Here is an 18,748-nt window from a genome sequence, read left to right on the forward strand (position 1 = left end):
AAGGTGGCTCCGTCATGGATCGATTCGGCGACCTCGACGTCTTCGCCCATGTCGTCACCGCCCGCAGCATGTCGGCGGCGGGCCGGCAGCTCAACCTGTCGCCGGCGGTCGTCTCGAAGCGCATCCGCCGGCTCGAGGAGCGGCTGGGGGTCAGGTTGCTCCAGCGCACGACGCGGCAGCTCGCGCTGACCGAGGCCGGACAGGGCTTCTACGAGCGCGTTGTCTCGATCCTTGCCTCGATCGAGGAGGCGGAGGCCTGGGTGGCGAGCGGCGCGGGCCAGGTGCGCGGCACCTTGCGCGTCTCGGCGCCGACCTCTTTCGGGCGGCTGCATATCGCGCCGCATCTCAAAGCCTTCCTCGACGCCAATCCGCTGGTCACGGTCGAACTCGTCCTGACGGACGCCTTCGTCGACGTGGTGGGCGAGGGCTTCGACCTCGCGGTCCGTATCGCCGACCTGCAGGATTCGAGCCTGGTGGCGAAGCGCCTCGCCCCGAATCACCGCGTTCTCTGCGCGACGCCGGGTTATCTCGCCGCCCACGGCACACCGACCGACATCGCCGAACTCTCGCGGCATACGCTGATCGCGCATAATGCCGACCACTGGCGGCTGGATGGGCCGGAGGGGCCGGTCTCGGTACGCGTCAACGGCCCGTTGCGAACCAATTCGAGCGAGGTGGTGCGCGAGGCGCTGCTCGCCGGCGTCGGCATCGCCCTGCGCTCGACCTGGGATGTCGGGCCGGAACTGAAATCCGGCGCCCTGCAGCGGGTCCTGCCGGCCTATGCGGTCGGCTCGCGCGTCGCGGTCTATGCCGTCTATCCCAGTCGCCGGCACATGGAGCAGAAGGTCCGCGCCTTCGTCGACTATCTCGGCGATCTCTACGGCGCCACGCCCTATTGGGATGCGGGGCTTGCGCTATAGGCCATTGCCGCCAGCCGCTCCGCCGGAGATGCTCCGCGAAAGGCTTCTGGGAGGACAGACATGTTCGGCGTGCTCGACGGCACAAGCGTCGCGGTTCTCGATCCGCGCTTTCATCGCATCGTCCCTGGCTCCGCACGGGTCGAGCGGCTCTGGACCGGGGCGCGCTGGTCGGAAGGGCCGGCCTGGTTCCCGGCTCACAACACGCTGGTCTGGTCCGACATCCCGAATGACCGGATGCTGCGCTTCGACGCCCTGACGGGGCAGGTCGGCGTCTTCCGACAGCCCGCGCGCAATTCCAACGGCAATACGGTCGACGGCGAAGGGCGGCTGGTCACCTGCGAGCATGGCGGGCGGCAGGTGACGCGCACCGAGCATGACGGCTCGGTCACGGTTCTGGCGAGCCACTACGGCGGCAAGCGGCTGAACTCACCCAATGATGTCGTGGTGAAATCCGACGGCTCGATCTGGTTCACCGATCCCGATTACGGCATCCTCAGCGATTATGAGGGCAACAAGTCGGAGAGCGAGATCGGCGCCTGCAATGTCTACAGGATCGACGGTCAAAGCGGCGAGATCGCCATCGTCGCCGATGATTTCGTCAAGCCGAACGGCCTCGCCTTCTCGCCCGACGAGAGCATCCTCTACATCGCTGACACCGGCGCCAGCCACGACCCCGAGAACGGCCCGCGCCATATCCGTGCGTGCAAGGTCGACGCCGACGGCAAGGCGCTCAGTGGCTCGAAAGTCTTCGCCACCTGCACGAACGGGCTGTTCGACGGCTTCCGTCTGGATGTCGAAGGGAGGATCTGGTCGAGCGCGGCCGACGGCGTCCATATCTACCACCCGGACGGCACGCTGATCGGAAAGGTCGAGATCCCCGAGATCGTCGCGAATGTCTGCTGGGGTGGGCCGAAGCTCAACCGCCTGTTCATCTGCGGCACGACCTCGCTTTACGCCGTGATGACCCACACCAACGGCGCGCAGCGGCCGTAAACCTGTCGGCAAGGCGGAGAAGCATTCCGCCGTTACGAGAAAAGCCCTTCTCCGGCTCCGCTCAGGAGCCCGGGGTCTCGCCCTTCATGCGCGTGAGCACAAGCGGCATGGCGAGGCCGATGACCACGAAGCGCACGAGGTGGTGAGCGCCGACATAGAGGGTGTCCAGCCCCATGGCGAAGGCCAGCATCGCCATGGCCTCCAGCCCGCCGGGCGCAAAGGCGGCCATGCCGCTGGCATAGGGTACGCCCGCCAGGATCGCTGCCGGCCAGGCGAAGAGGAAAGCGACGACCATCGACACGGCGAAGCCGCCGATCGCCAGCGGAAACAGGCCGCGAAGCTCCTTGCGCGGGATATGGGCGATGCGCCCGCCGATCGTCGAGCCGAGCAGGATTTGCACGGCGATCTGGATCGGCATCGGCAGGCTGCCCTCGACCAGCCCGCTGCCATGGAAAACCGCGCTGGCAAAGGTCGCGCCGAACATCAATGGCGCGGCGAGGCCGATGCGCTCGAAGCCCAGGCCCAGCACCAGACCGGCCATTGTCAGGCCCAGCATCGTGGCGGGGCTGACGGCGGTTAGGACCGGGGTCGGTGCGCCCGCCGAGGTGCCCGTCGCCTGCATCAGGCTCGGCAGGAAGGCGACCAGCACCAGCAGCCGGAAAAGCTGGACCACAGAGATGCGCCCGATATTGGCGCCTTTCGCCTGGGCGATCGCCAGAACGGTCGAGAGCGCGCCAGGCGCTGCGGCAAGCAGTGCGTCGATCCAGGGCCAGCGCGCGACATGGCGCAGATAGGCCCCTGTCGCGAGCATGATCGCCGCGACGCCGACGAGTAGCATGGCCAGCGAGGCTGGGTAACGGCCAAGTGCCGCCAGCGCCTCCGGGGTCGCCGACGAGCCGAGGATGGTGCCCGAGAGCAGCATGGTCGAATCGAACCAGGGGCGCCGGAGTGCCGGCAGCGGCCGGATCAACGACACGATGGTGCTGAGCAGCATGGAGCCGGAGAGCCAGGCCGCCGGCATGCCCAGCGTCGCGAACAGCGCGCCGCCGACCGTCGCGATCGCGATCACGACCGCTTCCCGCCCCAGGAGCGCCAGTCGCGAGGATGGGTAGCCGAAAACTCTCATTCTGCCCCGGGGCATGCCGAAAGCGGCGATGCCGGGCGTTCATGGCCATGACCGGCGCAGTGGTCAACCGCGCCGCCCAACGGCCCATGCAGAGCCGTCTTGCGTGGCGGGCGGTCAGGCCGCCATCAACGCCTTCTGCAGCCGCGCGACCGCCTCGGTGAGATCGGAGGATTTGCGGGCGAAGCAGAGCCGCAAGCCGTTCTCCCCGCCAGGGCCGAAGGCGAGGCCCGGTGCCAGCCCGACATTGGCCTTGTCGACCAGCTCCAAAGCCAGGGCGCGCGAATCCTCGCGGCCATCGACGGAGAAGAACTGGTAGAAAGCGCCGACGGGAGCCGCCAGCGACACGCGGTTGGTCGCCTTGAGGCCTTCGTAGACGATCTTGCGCCCTTCGGCGGCGCGGGCGATCTGCTCGGCGACGAAATCCTCTCCCTCGTCCAGCGCCGCAACCGCGCCGCGCTGGATGAAGACCGGCGAGCCGGAGGTGGAGTACTGGATCAGGTTCTCGATCACCTGGCCGAAGGCGACCGGCGCCTCGATCCAGCCGATGCGCCAGCCCGTCATCGCCCAGTTCTTCGAGAAGGTCTGGACGAAGAGGACGCGGTCCTCCTCGGCGATGAGGTCGTGGAAGGACGAGGCCCGGCCCGAGCCGTCATAGACGAAGCGGCCATAGATCTCGTCGGCGATGATCCAGATGCCGTGCTTGCGCGACAGCGCCAGCAGCGCCTCCTGCTCCTCCCGCGTCGCCGTCCATCCGGTCGGGTTGGAGGGCGAGTTGATCAACATGCCACGCGTCCGCGGCGTGATCGCCGCCTCGAGCTTGGCCAGGTCGAGCGTGAAGCGCCCCTGCTCGTAGTCCATAGGCACGCAGACGGGCCTGGCGCCGCCGACGCTCACCGCGGCAACGAAATTCGGCCAGGCCGGGGTCGGGACGATCAACTCGTCACCCGGGCCCGCGATCATGCGCACCGCGATCTGGAGCGACTGCATGCCCGAGCCGGTGACGTAGAAGCGCTCGGGCGAAAACGGCTGACCGAAGAGGCGCTCGTGATAGCGCGCAAGCGCCTCGCGCAGCTCGGGGATACCGCGCTGCCATGTGTAGAAGGTCTCGCCCGCGGCAAGCGAACGTGCCGCGGCCTCCCGGATGAAGGCCGGCGTCGGCAGGTCGCCTTCGCCGACCCAGAGCGGGATCAGCCCCTCGCGCAGCCGGCCATAATTCATCACCTCGACGATGCCGCTCTCGGGCGCCTCGCGCGCCTCCGGCCGCAGATCGGGGATCAGTGTACTGCCCGTGGAAGCGACGAAATTCATCGGGTTCGACCTCGCGATTGTCCTGCCTCTGGTTTAGCCGATGACGGCGCCGCCGGGCATGAAATCGCGAGATCGGGTCGATCGGTCGCCGTGATGAATCGCGACCGATGGAAGCGGACGATCAGGCCGTCTTCTGCTTGAGCAGATCGCGGATTTCGCCGAGCAGGATGACGTCGTCGGGCTTCGCGGGCGGTGCGGCCGGCTCCTCTTCCTTCTTCTTCTGGAGCATGTTGATGCCCTTGACGACGAGGAACAGCACGAAGGCGATGATGATGAAGTTGACGGCGACGGTGATGAAGTTGCCGTAGGCGAGAACCGCGCCCTGCTTCTTGGCCTCCGCCAGGGTCGTCGCAGTCACGCCGCTGTTCAAGCCGACGAAATAGTTCGAGAAATCGACGCCGCCGAGAGCGCCGATAAAGGGCATGATGATGTCGTTGACCAGAGAGTCGACGATCTTGCCGAAAGCGGCACCGATGACCACACCGATCGCGAGGTCGATGACATTGCCCCGCAGTGCAAATTTTTTGAATTCTTCAAGCATGCTGCACCTCTTCCTCTGCCGTCCAGACTTCCCCATCAGCCGGTGCAAGCTAGACCACGCCGCCGGGCCAGGAAAAGCCCGCAGACCGACTATTCGACACGCTCGACGTGGTTTGCCGCAAATAATCTGGGGACGAGTTGGACGAATGACCTGTGGCGGACCGGTCAGCAGCCGGCTAGACTGCTTCGAAACCTGAAACGGAAGGTCATGCCGACAGCTTTGCGGCTTCGCTTGCAGGCGCTCTCGCGGGACATCGCATCGTGATTCCAGCCTGGTCCGTCGTTCTGGTCGCGCTCGCCTATCTGTGCGGGCTGTTTGCCGTCGCCCATTCCGCCGATACCTCGGGCCGGCGCCTGATGACCGGGCGGGCGCGGACCACGATCTATGCGCTGGCGCTGGGCGTCTACTGCACGTCCTGGACATTCTACGGCTCGGTCGGCTTCGCCAACCTGGCCGGCTTCGACTTTCTCGGAATCTATGTCGGACCGATCCTGGTGATCGGCCTCGGCCACCGCTTCGTCGAGCGGATCGTCGGCATCGCCAAGTCGCAGAACATCACCTCGGTCGCGGATTTCGTCGGCGCACGCTACGGCAAGAGCGAGCGGGTCGCGGCGCTGGTCTGCATCGTCGCGGTGATCGGCGCCCTGCCCTATATCGCGCTGCAGCTCAAGGCGGTCGCCAACTCGCTCTCGGTCTTCCTCGCCGCCACCGGCGGGCATTCGCCGGTGGCGAACGTGCCGGTGCTGAGCGACCTCGCCTTCGTCGTCGCCATGGTGCTCGCCGGCTTCGCCTGCGCCTTCGGCACGCGCCACATCGACGCGACCGAGCACCAGGATGGGCTGGTGCTCGCCATCGCGGTCGAATCGCTGGTCAAGCTCGTCGCCTTCCTCGTGCTCGGCCTCTACATCGTCTACGGGCTGTTCGACGGCATGGGCGACCTGCTCGGACGGGCCGCGGCCAAGCCACCCGCCGGCCTGCCGCCGATCTGGGAACGGACGTCGAGCCTGCCCGGCTTCCTCACCCTGACGCTGCTGTCGAGCTGCGCCGCCCTGCTGCTGGCGCGCCAGTTCCACATGGCGATTGTCGAGAATCGCGACCGCCGCGACGTGCGCCGCGCCGCCTGGATGTTCCCGCTCTATCTCGTGCTGATCAATCTGTTCGTGCTGCCGCTGGCGGCGGCCGGCGAGATCCTGATGCCCGGTGCCGGCGTCGATCGCGACATGACCGTGCTGCTGCTGCCGCTCCAGCACGGGGCGGGGCTCGTCGCGCTCCTCGTCTTCGTCGGGGGGCTGTCAGCGGCGACGGCGATGGTGATCGTCGCCTCGGTCGCACTGGCGATCATGATCTCCAACCACCTCGTCATGCCACTGATGCTGCGCGGCCAGCGCGCGCTCGGCGAGCCGAGAAGCACCGCGGCGGCAACGAGCCCGCGGGTTCCCTCCAACAGCAATCTCGGCGGCGATCTCGGCTCCCGGGTGGTCATCATGCGGCGGGCGAGCATCTTCCTCGTCATCCTGCTCGGCTATGCCTATTACCGCGCGGCCGGTGAAGCGGCGCTGGTCTCGATCGGCCTGTTGTCCTTCGCGGCGACCGCGCAGATTGCTCCGGCCTTCCTCGGCGGGCTGATCTGGCGGCGCGGCACGGCGCTCGGCGCCGCGGCAGGGCTCATCGTCGGCACGCTGGTCTGGGCCTACACCCTGCTGATGCCGAGCCTCGCCATTCCCGGGAGTTGGTGGAGCGAGGTCGTCGCCCACGGCCCCTTCGGCGCCGATGTCCTGCGGCCGGAATCGCTCTTCGGGCTCGGCATGCCGCCGCTGACGCACGGCGTCATCTGGAGCCTGGGACTCAATATCCTGGTCTATATCGGCTTCTCCCTGCTCAGACCCGCCAATGCGATGGAGCGACTGCAGGCCAACGCCTTCGTCGAGTCGGACCGCGCGACGATGGCGCAGACCTTCTCGCTCTGGCGCACCAGCGTCACCGAAGGCGAGTTGCAGGCGACCATCGCCCGCTATCTCGGCCAGGAGCGCACGGAGCGCGCCTTCGAGAGCTTCAACCTGAGCCGTGGCGAAAAACCCGAAGGCGGGCGCGACGCCGACATCCACCTGCTGCGCTTCGGCGAGCACCTGCTGTCCTCGGCGATCGGGGCGGCCTCGTCGCGACTGGTGCTGTCGCTGCTGCTGAAGAAGCGCAACCTCTCGACGGAAGCGGCCTTCAAGCTGCTCGATGACGCCTCCGCCGCCCTGCAATACAACCGCGACATTCTCCAGCACGGGCTCGACCATGCCGGCCAGGGCATCACCGTGCTCGATCGCGATCTCAGGCTGCTCGCCTGGAACCAGGCCTTCCTGCGGCTCTACGATCTGCCGGCCTCGCTGGTGCGGTTCGGAACCGGGCTCGACGAGATCGTGCGCTACAATGCGGCGCGCGGCGCCTACGGCCTTGGTGCGCAGGACGAGCTGATGGCGGCCCGATTGGAGAGCTTCGTCAAGGATCGCGAGCCGGTCCGCCTCAAGCTCTTCCCGTCGAAGAACGTGATCGAGGTCCGCACCAATCCGCTGCCGGATGGCGGCTTCGTCACCACCTATACCGACATCACCGAGACCGTCGCCGGCGAGGAGAAGCTGGAGCGCGCCAATGAGAGCCTGGAGAAGCGGGTCGCCGAGCGCACCGAGGAGCTGCTGCACGTCAATGCCGAGCTGCAGCGCGCCAAGGCGGAGGCGGAAGCCGCCAATGTCTCTAAGACGCGCTTCCTCGCCGCCGCAAGCCACGACATCCTGCAACCGCTCAACGCGGCGCGGCTCTACGCCACCTCGCTGGTGGAGCGCGATCGCTCCAGCGGCGAGCCCGACCTCGCCGAGAACATCGACGCCTCGCTCGACGCGGTGGAGGAGATCCTCACCGCCCTGCTCGAAATTTCGCGGCTCGACGGCGGGGCGCTGAAGCCCGAGCTCTCCTCCTTCCGCCTCGACGAACTGATGCGCCAGCTGCAGCGCGAGTTCGAGCCGAGCGCGCAGGAAAAGGGGTTGAAGCTCGTCTTCGTGCCGACCGGACTCGCCGTGCGCTCGGACCGGCGCCTGCTCCGGCGACTCCTGCAGAATCTGATTTCCAACGCGATCAAATACACGCCGAGCGGAAAGGTGCTGGTGGGCTGCCGGCGGCACGCGGAGCAGATCGCGGTCGAGGTCATCGACACTGGCCTCGGCATTCCGCAGAGCAAGCAGAAGACCGTCTTCCGCGAGTTCCAGCGGCTCGACCAGGGCGCACGGGTCGCGCGCGGCCTCGGCCTCGGCCTTTCCATCGTCCAGCGGATCGCGCGCGCGCTCGACCACGGACTGACACTCGATTCGGCGCCCGGCCGCGGCACGCGCTTCTCGCTCACGGTGCCGCGCGCGGCGCCGCTGCCGGCGATGATCACGGCCAGCGCGCCGCGTCAGTCGCCCGCCGGCCAGCTCGCCGGGATGCGCTTGCTGGTGATCGACAACGAACCGGCGATCCTCGACGGCATGAAGCGCCTGCTCGAAGGCTGGGGCTGCCGGGTGACGGTCGCGGCGGGGCTCGACGAGGCGCTGCCGCATGTCGGCGGCAAGAACGAGCCCGATGTGGTGATCGCCGACTATCACCTCGACCACGGCAACGGCCTCACGGCGATCAGCTCGCTCAGGGCGCGGGCCCGTACGCCGATGCCGGCGATTCTGCTGACGGCGGACCGCACGCCGCATGTCCGCGAAGCGGCGAGCGCGCTCGATGTCCATATGCTCAACAAGCCGCTGAAGCCGGCAGCGCTGCGGGCGTTGCTGGCGCAATGGCGGGCGACGCGGCTGGCCGCCGAATAAGATCCTAGCGCTCGCTCGCGGTAACGCCGCGCAGCACCTCTTCCGACGCCAGGAAGGCCGCGACCTCCCGGCTAGGCTCCGGGCTTTCCGCCGTGACCCCAACCTCCTCGAGCAGCCGCGCAACGGGGATATAGGCCTTGCCACGCCGATCGTAGATCGCCGCCCGCACCAGTGCGACGGCCGAGACGATCTCGCCGCCGTCGCGCCCCCGCATCAGCATGCGGTGCTCCATCACCAGCCAGGTCTCGCTCCAGCACAGGATGCGGGTTTCGAGCCTGAAGGGGCGGAAGAGCCGCATCTCGCGCCGGAAGCGGATGGTGCCGGCATTGACGACCGGTACCCAGCGATGCCGCAGGATCGCCCGCCACAACCCGCTGCGCAGCACGAGATCAGTCCGCCCGAGATCCATCAGCGTCCAGTAGCGGCCGTTGTTCATGTGCAGGCTGGTGTCGAGATCGTGGAACCAGACACGGAACGGCAGCACCGAGGCCTCGCCCGGCAGATCGAGGCGCGGGCGCATCCGCGAGGTGACGAGAAGCCAGAGGAGGCGGAACCAGAGGTTCATGTGGCGGGTTCGCAGCTGTGGAGCGATCAGGCAGGTTTGCGACCCATGTCATGCGGGCGGCATCGCTGTCGATCATGGTCTTGGTCTCATCGCGATTTCCTCAAGCGAACCGGTACCCGCTTCGCTCGAAAACGCTCTATCTTCCGACGCCGTCACGGCATAGCAACGGAGCCGCCGGTTTGCCCACCTTGCATGTCTCGCCCCTGTCGAAGCTCGACGCCACGGTCGCGGCCTGCGGCGCGAGCCATCTCGTCTCGCTGATCAATGTCAGCACCCCGGTCGAACGACCGGCGAGCATTGCGGAAGATCGCCATCTCTTCCTCGGCATGTCCGACATCAGCCAGCCGATGGACGGTCATGTGCTAGCGGGTCGGGAGCATGTCGAACGGCTTCTCGTCTTCGTCCGGGGCTGGGATCGCGCCGCGCCGCTCGTCATCCATTGCTGGGCCGGCATCAGCCGCTCGACCGCAGCCGCCTATATCACCGCCTGCGCGCTGGCCCCGACGCGCGACGAGGAAGCGGCCGCGGATGCACTGCGCATCGCCTCCCCCTCGGCAACCCCCAATGCCCGGCTCGTCGCTCTCGCGGATGTCATGCTCGGGCGCAATGGACGGATGATCCGCGCCATCGAGCGGATCGGTCGCGGCGCCGACGCCTTCGAGGGCAAGCCCTTCGTCCTCCCGCTGGAATGAAGGAGCCGGCGGCATCGCAGCTTCATGCGGCGCGAGGAGCGACCATAGCGGATACTGCCGGCATTGCCGGGTAATGCTACAGAAGATTGCTTGCCTTCGCGGAATTTTGCGACGATTGATCGCGCGGGAGGCACCACCGCATCATGACGATCGAACTCGACTCGCGCGACCGCTCCATCCTGCGGATTCTCCAACAGGACGGGCGCATCACCAATTCGGACCTCGCCGAGAAGGTGCATCTGTCGCCCTCCGCCTGCCTGAGGCGCGTTCGGCAGCTCGAGGAGAGCGGGCTGATCCGCGGCTATGCGATGATGCTCGACGACAAGATCGCCGGCTTTCCCGGCACGGCCTTCGTCTTCGTCACGCTCGACCAACAGGGGCGCGCCTCGCTGGAAAGCTTCGAGCAGGCGGTGCAGAGCCTGCCCGAAATCCTGGAATGCCACCTGCTGGCCGGCGCGCATGACTATCTGATGCGCGTCATCTACCGCGACAGCGCCGATTTCGAGCGCATCCACACCGACATCATCACGCAGCTGCCGGGCGTGACGCGCGTGCAATCGACGCTGACGCTGCGGACGATCAAGAAGACCTCCGCCCTGCCCGTTTGAGGCAAAATGGACCGGATTCCCGCTCGCCCGCCCGGAGCGGGTTGCGATGGGCCGCTGTCCGGCCGATAAGCTTGCGGCAAAGAGGAATCAGGCCGTGAGCGAAGACAAGACCCAAGCCGCCCCCCATGCCGACGTCGCTGGCCTGCCTTTCGAGGCCGCGCTGAAGGAGCTCGAGGGCATCGTGGCGCGGCTCGAGCGTGGTGACGTGCCGCTCGAGGAATCGATCGCCATCTATACGCGTGGCGAGGCGTTGAAGGCGCGCTGCGACGCCCTGCTGAAGCAGGCGGAAGCCCGCATCGAGCGCATCACGCTCGGCGCCGATGGCAAGCCGACCGGGACGACGCCGCTCGACGTCGAGAACTGAGAGGCGGAGGCGACCGGCAGGATGCGCACGACGCCGGCGATTCGCCGTACCGACGCAACCGACCCGCCTGAGACTTTCACGGTCGAGGCTCCGCTCGGTCTTGAAGACCGGATCGCGGCGGCGCTCTTCACCTATGCCGATCTGTTCGCGGCGGCCCGGCGGCGTCTGCTCCACCTGCTGATCTGGGTGGTCCTGGTGCTGCTGGCCCTGGCCTACTACTCCTCCTGGCAGGAAAGCGGCCATCTGGGCGCCCGCACGTTCCTCTCGCGTTTCGGCGCGGACCTGCTCGGCCTGGGCGGCCTGCCGATCCTCGTCGTCGCCGTGCCCATGCTGGCCTACTACGCCGTTCATCCGGCGCTCGTCCGCAGCCGGCTGAGGCGCTGGTATCGCGACGAACGGCTCGACCGCCCCGTCACAAACATCTATCGCTTCGAGCCCGGCGGCATCGTCGTGACAACGGCCGGTGGCAGAAGCGCCTTTGCCTGCCGCCGCATCGACGGCATTTCCGAAGAGCCGGCCCATCTCTTCATTCGGCTGCGCGACATAGAAGACGTTTTCGCCCTGCCGCGCCGCGGGCTGTCCGAGGCGCAGGCGGCCCATATCCAGTCATGGGCCGCCTCCTGCCATGCTGGCGGAATGGCAGCCGCTCGCTCCTTCCCGGAGCTGGACATGCCGGACGAGCGCGTGCCCCTGCTCTCCGCGCGTTTCGAGCTGACCGAGACCGACCGCGCGGCGGCGCTCGGCTGGCAGATGGAGCGCCCGGGCATGCAGCGATGTCGCCGTCGCGGCTTCGTCCTCGCCTTTCTCGTCACGGCACTGATCCCGCCGCTGGTCTTCGGCTTCCTCTGGCTTCTCGACCCCGAGCGAGTTCCCTTCCGCTACGCCTTTCCGCTCTTCCTCGAAATGTTCGCGAGTACCTTCTGGCGATATGTGCTCGGCCTCTGGGCGATCATCGCGATCGGCATCCTGCTCCATCCCTGGATGAGACGCAGGCATGCGCGCCAGCTTGGCCGGCAGATGCAGAAGCGCGTGCAAGCCTATGAGCATGAGGTGCGGCTTTACGACGATGGGCTCGAAGTCTGGCAAGACGGCTTCCGGGGCAGGTTCGATTGGGCCGGCTTCGAACGGATCGAACGCCAGAGCGACCATCTCGTCCTGCTCCGGCGTGCGGGCGAGCCACTGATCCTGCCGCTGCGCGCGCTCGACGGCGACAAGCTGGCCATTTTCCAGCGCATCGCCGATAGTCGCGTCGGCGAGGGGAACCATCGGCCGGAGGCAGGCGCTTGACGAAGCCGCTCGCAAAACTCGTCGCCACCGTTCTCGCGACGCTGTGTTTCCCTCTTGCAGCCACAAGCCCCCGGGCCGAGACCGTCGTGATGCCGAACGGGCTTACGATCGAGCTTCCCGAGGGCTGGCGCGTGGACGGACCGGACGAGGGAAAGGTCTCGAAAACCGGGCTGCGCCGCATCCAGCTGGTCTGCGAGAGCGAGGCCTGCGAGAAGACGCAGGAGACCTGCACCATCCTGATGCGCGCGAAGGAGATCGAGGGCAGCGATGACGCGGCCAGGCTGCGCGCGCTCTATGCCTCGCCGCTCGATCGCTATTTCCGGCTGCGCGCCGTGCTCCGCTCGACCAGCAAGGACGCCGAGATCCGCCAACCGCTGGAGATCGTGCGGATCGGCAACCGCGACTGGTATCGGGTCGAGACCGATGCGCGGCACAACTACAAATCCGGCTTGTTCGCCGAGACGGTCGTCAACGGCCTCTATGTCGGCGGGATCTGCAAGACCTGCGAAACCGGCGAGGAACGCCATCAGGGCGGCCTGAAGATCCTGATGAGTCTGAAATCAAGTGCGGAGGTCTCCGCCGCCCTGCGCTAGACCTGCAGCGCCCGCGCCGACGTCAGCCCCCGACCGGCAGCGCGAGGATCAGCTCCTCGATCAGCCGGGCGACATGCTGCACTGCTGGATCCTCCGCACGGCGCTTGTGCCAGGCGCTGTGCAGTGGGAAGCCGTCCACCGCAAGCGGCGGCGGGAAGGTGACGAATGCGTCGTCGCCATCCGGCGGCAGGCAGCGGCTCGGCAGGAGCCCGATCATGTCGGAGCCGGCCACCAGCGGCGGCACCATAGCGAAGTTCGGCACGACCATGCCGACATGGCGCTCGCGCCCGATCCGCGCCAAGGCTTCGTCGAGAGCGCCCTTGGTGTCGCCGCGCCCCGAAACCAGCACATGCGGGTGGGCGAGCCAGGTGTCGAGATCGAAGCCAGCCGCCGCCGGATGGCCGCGACGCATCACGACGAGATAGCTCTCCCGCAGCAATTCGCGACGGGTGAAATCGGCCTCAACGACCGGAAAGACCGAGATCGCCAGATCGATGGTGCCGCGCCCCAGCCCTTCGAGCGCGGCCCCCGCGCCATGCCAGGGCATGAGCGCGACGGTGATGCCCGGCGCCGTTCGCGCCAGGCGGCGATGCAGCTCCGGGGCGATGACCACGGCGGGGTAATCAGCCGTCACGACCCGCACGGTCTGCCGGATCGCCATGAGATCCGGCTCGCTCCGGCCGAGCAGCGTTTTCGTGCTCGCCAGAATGTCCTTCACCGGCCCGGCCAGCGCGTGAGCCCTGGGCGTCAGGACCATCCCACCGGCGCCACGCTCCAGCAGCCGGTCGCCGAAGAGCTGACGGCAGCGCTCCAGCGCGCTCGACATCGCCGGCTGCGAAAGGCCGATGCGATCCGCAGCGCGCGAGACATGCGCCTCGTCGAGCAAGGCGTCGAGCACCACCAACAGATTGAGATCGATCGCCCTTAAATTCATGAAATCGATAATATGATATATTGATCATCCATTGGAGTAATTTTATCGCCACACCCATCCTCTGCCCGTTCCAAAGGAGGATGCCATGCCCAAGATCCTGATCCTGCTGTTTCACCCGGATTTCGCGAATTCGCGCGCCAACCAGGCGCTCATCGAGGCAGCACGCCATCTGCCCGATACAGAGATCGCCGATCTCCATGCCCTCTATCCGGATGGGCAGATCGACGCCGATACAGAGGTCGCCCGGCTCGTCGCGGCGGACCGCATCGTGCTGCAGTTCCCGATCCAGTGGTATTCGACGCCTCCCCTGCTCAAGGCCTGGCAGGATGTCGTGCTGACCCGGATGTTCTATCTCGACTACGAGACGGAGGGCGCAAGACTTGCCGGCAGGCCGCTGCTGGTCGCAGCGACGGCGGGCAATGTCGAGACCGCCTATGCGCCGGATGGCGTCAACCTGTTCCCGCTCAAGGAGCTGCTGCGCCCGTTGCAGGCGACGGCGCATCGCTGTGGTCTCGCCTGGGTCGAACCCTTCCTGGTCTACGACGTCCGTCGCGCCGACGACGAAGCGCTGAAGGCGGCCGGCGACTACTATGCCTCGCGGCTGCGGCGCCTGGCCGCTCCGGAACCGACAACGGCCGCCGCCTGAACGGCTTGCCCGCCAGCGCGATCGGGGTCAGGCTCTCGCCGACAAAGGAGGTCGCCATGTCGCAACTGCCAGCTGAAGACCCGGTTCTGGGCGATGCCCGTTCCTGCGAGGCGATCGAAAAGGTGATCGTGCCGCGCACACATGACCTCGGCGGTTTCCAGGTCCGCCGGGCGCTACCGGCCATCGGCCAGCGCATGGTCGGCCCCTTCATCTTCTTCGATCAGATGGGACCGGCCGAATTCCATCTCGGCGAAGGGCTCGACGTGCGCCCGCATCCGCATATCGGCCTCTCGACCGTGACCTATCTCTTCGACGGCGAGATCATGCATCGCGACTCGCTGGGCACGGCGCTCGCCATCAAGCCGGGCGCGGTCAACCTGATGACGGCCGGACGCGGCATCGTCCATTCCGAGCGCACGGGGATGGAGGCCCGCGCCAGCGGCCCGAAGCTCTACGGCATCCAGGCCTGGCTTGCCCTGCCGAAGACGCATGAGGAGATCGCGCCGGAATTCGTGCATCATGGCGCGCCTGAACTGCCGAGGATCGTCGAGGGCGGAAAGCGCATCAGCCTGATCATGGGCTCGGCCTACGGCCAGACCTCGCCCGTAAAGTTCCCGTGGGAGGCGCTCTACGCCGAAGCCGTGCTCTCGCCCGGCGCGATCCTGCCGCTCGACCCAGATTACGACGAGCGCGCGATCTACATCGTCTCGGGCAAGGTCGACATCGCGGGCGAGGAATTCGGCGCCGGCCAACTCCTCGTCTTCAAGCCGGGCGACCGCATCTCGATCCTGGGCGTCGACCAGAGCCGAGTGATGATCGTCGGCGGCGAGCCTATGGATGGCCCGCGCCATATCTGGTGGAACTTCGTCTCCTCCTCGAAGGAGCGCATCGACCAGGCCAAGCAGGAGTGGAAGACCGGCCGCTTCGACACCGTGCCCGGCGACGACAAGGAGTTCATCCCGCTGCCGGAAGGCTGAAACAGCTCTCTCCGGCAGTCGGCACTCCGTTCAGGCGACCTCGGACAGGTCCTGCAGCCGCGGCACTCGCGAGAAAGCGATGACGAGGAGCTGAACCAGGAACCCGGCAGTCGCGAGGGCGAGGCAGGCAGCAATGCCGAAATGCGCCGCCACGGAGGCGCCGATCGCGGCGCCTAATGGGCGGGCGCCGAAGGTCGCCGTCATGATCAGGGCCGAGACGCGACCGAGCATCGCGTTGGGAGTGACGGCCTGCCGCAATGTCATCGTCGAGATCGTCCAGATGATCGGCCCGACGCCGAACAGGAAGAAACTGGTGCCGACCAGCTGAACAGAGGGCATCCAGAGCGTGGCGAGCATCACGCTGGCGGCGCAGAGGCCACAGAACGGCCCGAGCAGGATCAGCATCCCGAAGGAGACCTGCCGGGCGATGGCGGGGGCGAGTGCTGCTCCGACGATCATCCCCGCGCCATAGATGCCGAGCGTGATCCCGACCTCGGTCGCGCTCAGGCCCAGGTTCTGGACCGCATAGGCGACATAGACCGCCTGGAAGACGAACCAGGACAGATTGAAGAAAACCGCGGTCAGCAAAATCGGCCTGAGCAGATCGTGGCCGACCGCGAAGCGGGCCCCTTCCCCCAGATCGTGCAACAGATCGCGCCGCTGCCCGGGAGGCGGCTCATCCTTGGGCAGCCCCGCCAGCAGGAGCATGGCCAGGATGGAGAGCGCCGCCGCCAACCCGTAGGCCGTCGAAACACCGATCCAGCCGACGAGAGCTCCGCCGAGTGCCGGCCCGCCGGCATAGGCGACGCTGCGGGCGAGTTCCAGCCAGCGATTGGCGTCGGCGAGCCGGGCGCGCGGCACCACGGACGGAACGAAGGCCGGAGCTGCCACGCTGTAGCAGACCGTCCCAACGGCACCGAGCGCCCCGAGCAAAGCGAGCCAGGTCAGGTTGAGGCTGCCCGCCGCCAGCAGCAGCGGAATCGCCACTAGCGACAGCGCGCGCAACGCCTCCGTGCCGACCATCAGCCGGCGCCGCGAGGCCCGGTCGACCATCAGGCCCGCCGGAATGGAAAGCAGGAGAAACGGCAAGGTCTGCGCCGTCTGCAGCCAGCCGGTCTCCGCCGGCCCGGCCGAGAGCAGGAGGACCGCGGCCAGCGGCGCGGCAGCGAGTGCGATCTGCTCCGAGAACTGGGCAGAGAGATTGGACCAGCCGATGCGCCTGAATGCGGCCGGCAGTCGTGCGGTATCGGTCGGTTCCATCGCAGATGTCCTCGGAAGCGGTGTTGAAGACACTCAACGGCGCCACGAGCGGCGAAACCACCCGTTTCGTGGGAAGCGCGGGCGCTTGCCGATGAGGAACCCAGATCCCAACTCCGGTTTGCCAGCGAGCCGCGCAGGCTCTATTTCAGATAGTCTCACCGAAGGATCACATTGCCTCGTGCCCCGTCCTGTCACGCCGCTCCTCGATACGATCCATGACCCGGCCGATCTGCGCAGGCTCGACGATGCGCAATTGCGCCAGCTCGCCGACGAGCTCCGGCTCGAGACGATCGATGCCGTCTCCGTCACGGGCGGTCATCTCGGCGCCGGGCTCGGCGTGGTCGAGCTCACGGTCGCGCTACATCATGTCTTCGACACGCCGCGCGACCGGCTGATCTGGGATGTCGGCCACCAGGCTTATCCGCACAAGATCCTGACCGGACGCCGCGACCGCATCCGCACGCTGCGCCAGGGCGGCGGCCTTTCGGGCTTCACCAAGCGTTCGGAGAGCGCATACGATCCCTTCGGCGCCGCGCATTCCTCGACTTCGATCTCGGCCGGGCTCGGCATGGCCGTGGGGCGCGACCTCGCCGGCCGCGAGAACAACGTCATCGCCGTGATCGGCGACGGCGCCATGTCGGCCGGCATGGCCTATGAGGCGATGAACAATGCCGGTGCGCTCGATTCGCGGCTCATCGTCATCCTCAACGACAACGACATGTCGATCGCCCCGCCGGTGGGTGCGATGTCGGCCTATCTGGCGCGGTTGGTCTCGGGCCGTACCTATCGCTCGCTGCGCGAAGTCGCCAAGCAGCTCGCCGAGAGGCTGCCGCGCTTCTTCCACGACAAGGCGCGGCGCACCGAAGAGTATGCCCGCGGCTTCTGGACCGGCGGAACGATGTTCGAGGAGCTCGGCTTCTACTATGTCGGGCCGATCGACGGACATAACCTCGACCACCTGCTACCGGTGCTGCGCAATGTCCGCGACGCCGGCAACGGGCCGATCCTCGTCCATGTCGTGACGCAGAAGGGCAAGGGTTACGCTCCCGCCGAGGCGACGCCGGACAAGTATCACGCCGTCGTCAAGTTCGACCCCGTCACCGGCCTGCAGGCCAAGGCCCCGGCCAATGCGCCGAGCTACACCGCGGTCTTCGCCAATGCGCTGATCAAGCAGGCGCGCGAGGACGAGAAGATCGTCGCCGTCACCGCCGCCATGCCGTCCGGCACCGGGCTCGACGCCTTCGGCAAGGAGTTTCCGGGCCGCACCTTCGATGTCGGTATCGCCGAGCAGCACGCCGTGACCTTCGCGGCGGGGCTCGCGACCGAGGGCTACAAGCCCTTCGTCGCGATCTACTCGACCTTCATGCAGCGCGCCTACGACCAGATCGTGCATGACGTCGCGATCCAGAAGCTTCCCGTTCGCTTCGCGCTCGATCGGGCGGGGCTCGTCGGCGCCGACGGCGCGACGCATGCCGGCTCCTTCGACATCGCCTATCTCGCCTGCCTGCCGGACATGGTGGTGATGGCGGCCGCCGACGAGGCGGAGCTGACCCATATGGTCGCGACCGCGGCGGCCTATGATTCCGGTCCCATCGCCTTCCGCTATCCGCGCGGCGAAGGCGTCGGCGTCGAATTGCCGGATGTCGGCGTGCCGCTCGAAATCGGCAAGGGACGCATCCTGCGCGAGGGCACGCAGATCGCGCTCGTCTCGCTCGGCACGCGGCTCGGCGAATCCCTCAAGGCTGCCGACCTGCTGGCGCAGCGCGGCCTGTCCACGACGGTGGCCGATGCGCGCTTCGCCAAGCCGCTCGACGAGGCGCTGATCCTGAAGCTCGCCCGCGAGCACGACATCCTGATCACCATCGAGGAAGGCTCGGTCGGCGGCTTCGGCAGCCATGTGCTGCATCTGCTCGCACAGAATGGCGCACTCGATGCCGGCCTGAAAGTCCGGAGCCTGACGCTGCCGGACAGCTTCCAGGATCAGGACAAGCCCGACGCGATGTATGCCGCCGCCGGGCTCGATGCGGCCGGCATCGTCAAGGCGGTCGAAGCTGCGCTCGGCAACCCGAGCTCAATCAAGCGCGCCTGATCCTTCTGC

The 18,748-nt window shown here is 67.3% G+C and carries 17 protein-coding genes; 11 read left to right on the forward strand and 6 right to left on the reverse strand.

What is annotated here, in order from left to right; all coding sequences use genetic code 11:
* The first annotated feature begins 14 nt into the window (after positions 1-14).
* Both CE453_RS21245 and CE453_RS21250 read left to right on the forward strand, forming a co-directional pair.
* Positions 15-920, forward strand: coding sequence for a LysR family transcriptional regulator (locus CE453_RS21245; RefSeq protein ID WP_089176377.1), 906 nt, complete (start codon positions 15-17; stop codon positions 918-920).
* A 60-nt stretch (positions 921-980) separates the two neighbouring features.
* Positions 981-1,913, forward strand: a complete 933-nt coding sequence (locus tag CE453_RS21250; RefSeq protein ID WP_089176378.1) for an SMP-30/gluconolactonase/LRE family protein — start codon at positions 981-983, stop codon at positions 1,911-1,913.
* A gap of 61 nt (positions 1,914-1,974) precedes the next feature.
* Here the strand turns inward: CE453_RS21250 and CE453_RS21255 are convergent, their stop codons facing one another.
* The 3 genes from CE453_RS21255 to mscL all read right to left on the reverse strand — a co-directional run bounded on the left by CE453_RS21255 (position 1,975) and on the right by mscL (position 4,888).
* Positions 1,975-3,039 carry an AbrB family transcriptional regulator gene (locus CE453_RS21255; protein ID WP_157733137.1) on the reverse strand — a complete coding sequence of 355 codons (1,065 nt, stop codon included), beginning with the start codon at positions 3,037-3,039 and terminating at the stop codon, positions 1,975-1,977.
* 114 nt (positions 3,040-3,153) lie between these two features.
* Positions 3,154-4,347: a pyridoxal phosphate-dependent aminotransferase gene (locus CE453_RS21260; RefSeq protein ID WP_089176380.1), complete on the reverse strand. Its 1,194-nt coding sequence runs from the start codon at positions 4,345-4,347 to the stop codon at positions 3,154-3,156.
* Positions 4,348-4,468: 121 nt separating this feature from the next.
* Complete coding sequence (gene mscL / locus CE453_RS21265; RefSeq protein WP_089176381.1) at positions 4,469-4,888, reverse strand: large conductance mechanosensitive channel protein MscL; 420 nt, start codon at positions 4,886-4,888, stop codon at positions 4,469-4,471.
* 260 nt (positions 4,889-5,148) lie between these two features.
* On the opposite strand from mscL, the gene CE453_RS21270 reads away from it, so the two are divergent.
* Entirely contained in the window at positions 5,149-8,724 is a 3,576-nt protein-coding gene (locus tag CE453_RS21270; RefSeq protein WP_089176382.1) for a hybrid sensor histidine kinase/response regulator, read from the forward strand.
* 4 nt (positions 8,725-8,728) lie between these two features.
* Here the strand turns inward: CE453_RS21270 and CE453_RS21275 are convergent, their stop codons facing one another.
* Complete coding sequence (locus tag CE453_RS21275; RefSeq protein WP_089176383.1) at positions 8,729-9,289, reverse strand: thioesterase family protein; 561 nt, start codon at positions 9,287-9,289, stop codon at positions 8,729-8,731.
* Between the two features lie 179 nt (positions 9,290-9,468).
* Here CE453_RS21275 and CE453_RS21280 point away from each other — a divergent pair, with 179 nt between their 5' ends.
* The 5 genes from CE453_RS21280 (at position 9,469) to CE453_RS21300 (ending at position 12,833) form a co-directional block, all read left to right on the forward strand.
* The gene (locus CE453_RS21280; protein ID WP_089176384.1) at positions 9,469-9,981 is read left to right on the forward strand and encodes a tyrosine phosphatase family protein; all 513 of its coding nucleotides are present in this window, start codon (positions 9,469-9,471) and stop codon (positions 9,979-9,981) included.
* A 143-nt stretch (positions 9,982-10,124) separates the two neighbouring features.
* The gene (locus CE453_RS21285; RefSeq protein WP_173049670.1) at positions 10,125-10,589 is read left to right on the forward strand and encodes an Lrp/AsnC family transcriptional regulator; all 465 of its coding nucleotides are present in this window, start codon (positions 10,125-10,127) and stop codon (positions 10,587-10,589) included.
* A 94-nt stretch (positions 10,590-10,683) separates the two neighbouring features.
* Complete coding sequence (locus tag CE453_RS21290) at positions 10,684-10,953, forward strand: exodeoxyribonuclease VII small subunit (protein WP_248307825.1); 270 nt, start codon at positions 10,684-10,686, stop codon at positions 10,951-10,953.
* 21 nt (positions 10,954-10,974) lie between these two features.
* Positions 10,975-12,240, forward strand: a complete 1,266-nt coding sequence (locus tag CE453_RS21295) for a YcxB family protein (protein ID WP_089176386.1) — start codon at positions 10,975-10,977, stop codon at positions 12,238-12,240.
* The gene (locus CE453_RS21300) at positions 12,237-12,833 is read left to right on the forward strand and encodes a hypothetical protein (protein WP_089176387.1); all 597 of its coding nucleotides are present in this window, start codon (positions 12,237-12,239) and stop codon (positions 12,831-12,833) included. The genes CE453_RS21295 and CE453_RS21300 overlap by 4 nt, the downstream gene beginning before the upstream one ends.
* A gap of 22 nt (positions 12,834-12,855) precedes the next feature.
* Here CE453_RS21300 and CE453_RS21305 read toward each other — a convergent pair whose 3' ends face one another.
* Positions 12,856-13,767, reverse strand: a complete 912-nt coding sequence (locus tag CE453_RS21305; RefSeq protein ID WP_089176388.1) for a LysR family transcriptional regulator — start codon at positions 13,765-13,767, stop codon at positions 12,856-12,858.
* A gap of 85 nt (positions 13,768-13,852) precedes the next feature.
* On the opposite strand from CE453_RS21305, the gene CE453_RS21310 reads away from it, so the two are divergent.
* Together CE453_RS21310 and CE453_RS21315 are read left to right on the forward strand one after the other, a co-directional pair.
* Complete coding sequence (locus tag CE453_RS21310; RefSeq protein WP_089176389.1) at positions 13,853-14,413, forward strand: NAD(P)H-dependent oxidoreductase; 561 nt, start codon at positions 13,853-13,855, stop codon at positions 14,411-14,413.
* Between the two features lie 56 nt (positions 14,414-14,469).
* Positions 14,470-15,390: a pirin family protein gene (locus CE453_RS21315; RefSeq protein ID WP_089178074.1), complete on the forward strand. Its 921-nt coding sequence runs from the start codon at positions 14,470-14,472 to the stop codon at positions 15,388-15,390.
* A 30-nt stretch (positions 15,391-15,420) separates the two neighbouring features.
* On the opposite strand, the gene CE453_RS21320 is transcribed toward CE453_RS21315, so the two are convergent.
* Positions 15,421-16,650: an MFS transporter gene (locus CE453_RS21320; protein ID WP_089176390.1), complete on the reverse strand. Its 1,230-nt coding sequence runs from the start codon at positions 16,648-16,650 to the stop codon at positions 15,421-15,423.
* Between the two features lie 178 nt (positions 16,651-16,828).
* Between CE453_RS21320 and dxs the strand changes: the two genes are divergently transcribed.
* Positions 16,829-18,739: a 1-deoxy-D-xylulose-5-phosphate synthase gene (gene dxs, locus CE453_RS21325; RefSeq protein WP_248307826.1), complete on the forward strand. Its 1,911-nt coding sequence runs from the start codon at positions 16,829-16,831 to the stop codon at positions 18,737-18,739.
* Positions 18,740-18,748 lie beyond the last annotated feature (9 nt).

The sequence above is a fragment of the Bosea sp. AS-1 genome (assembly GCF_002220095.1).
GTDB lineage: Bacteria > Pseudomonadota > Alphaproteobacteria > Rhizobiales > Beijerinckiaceae > Allobosea.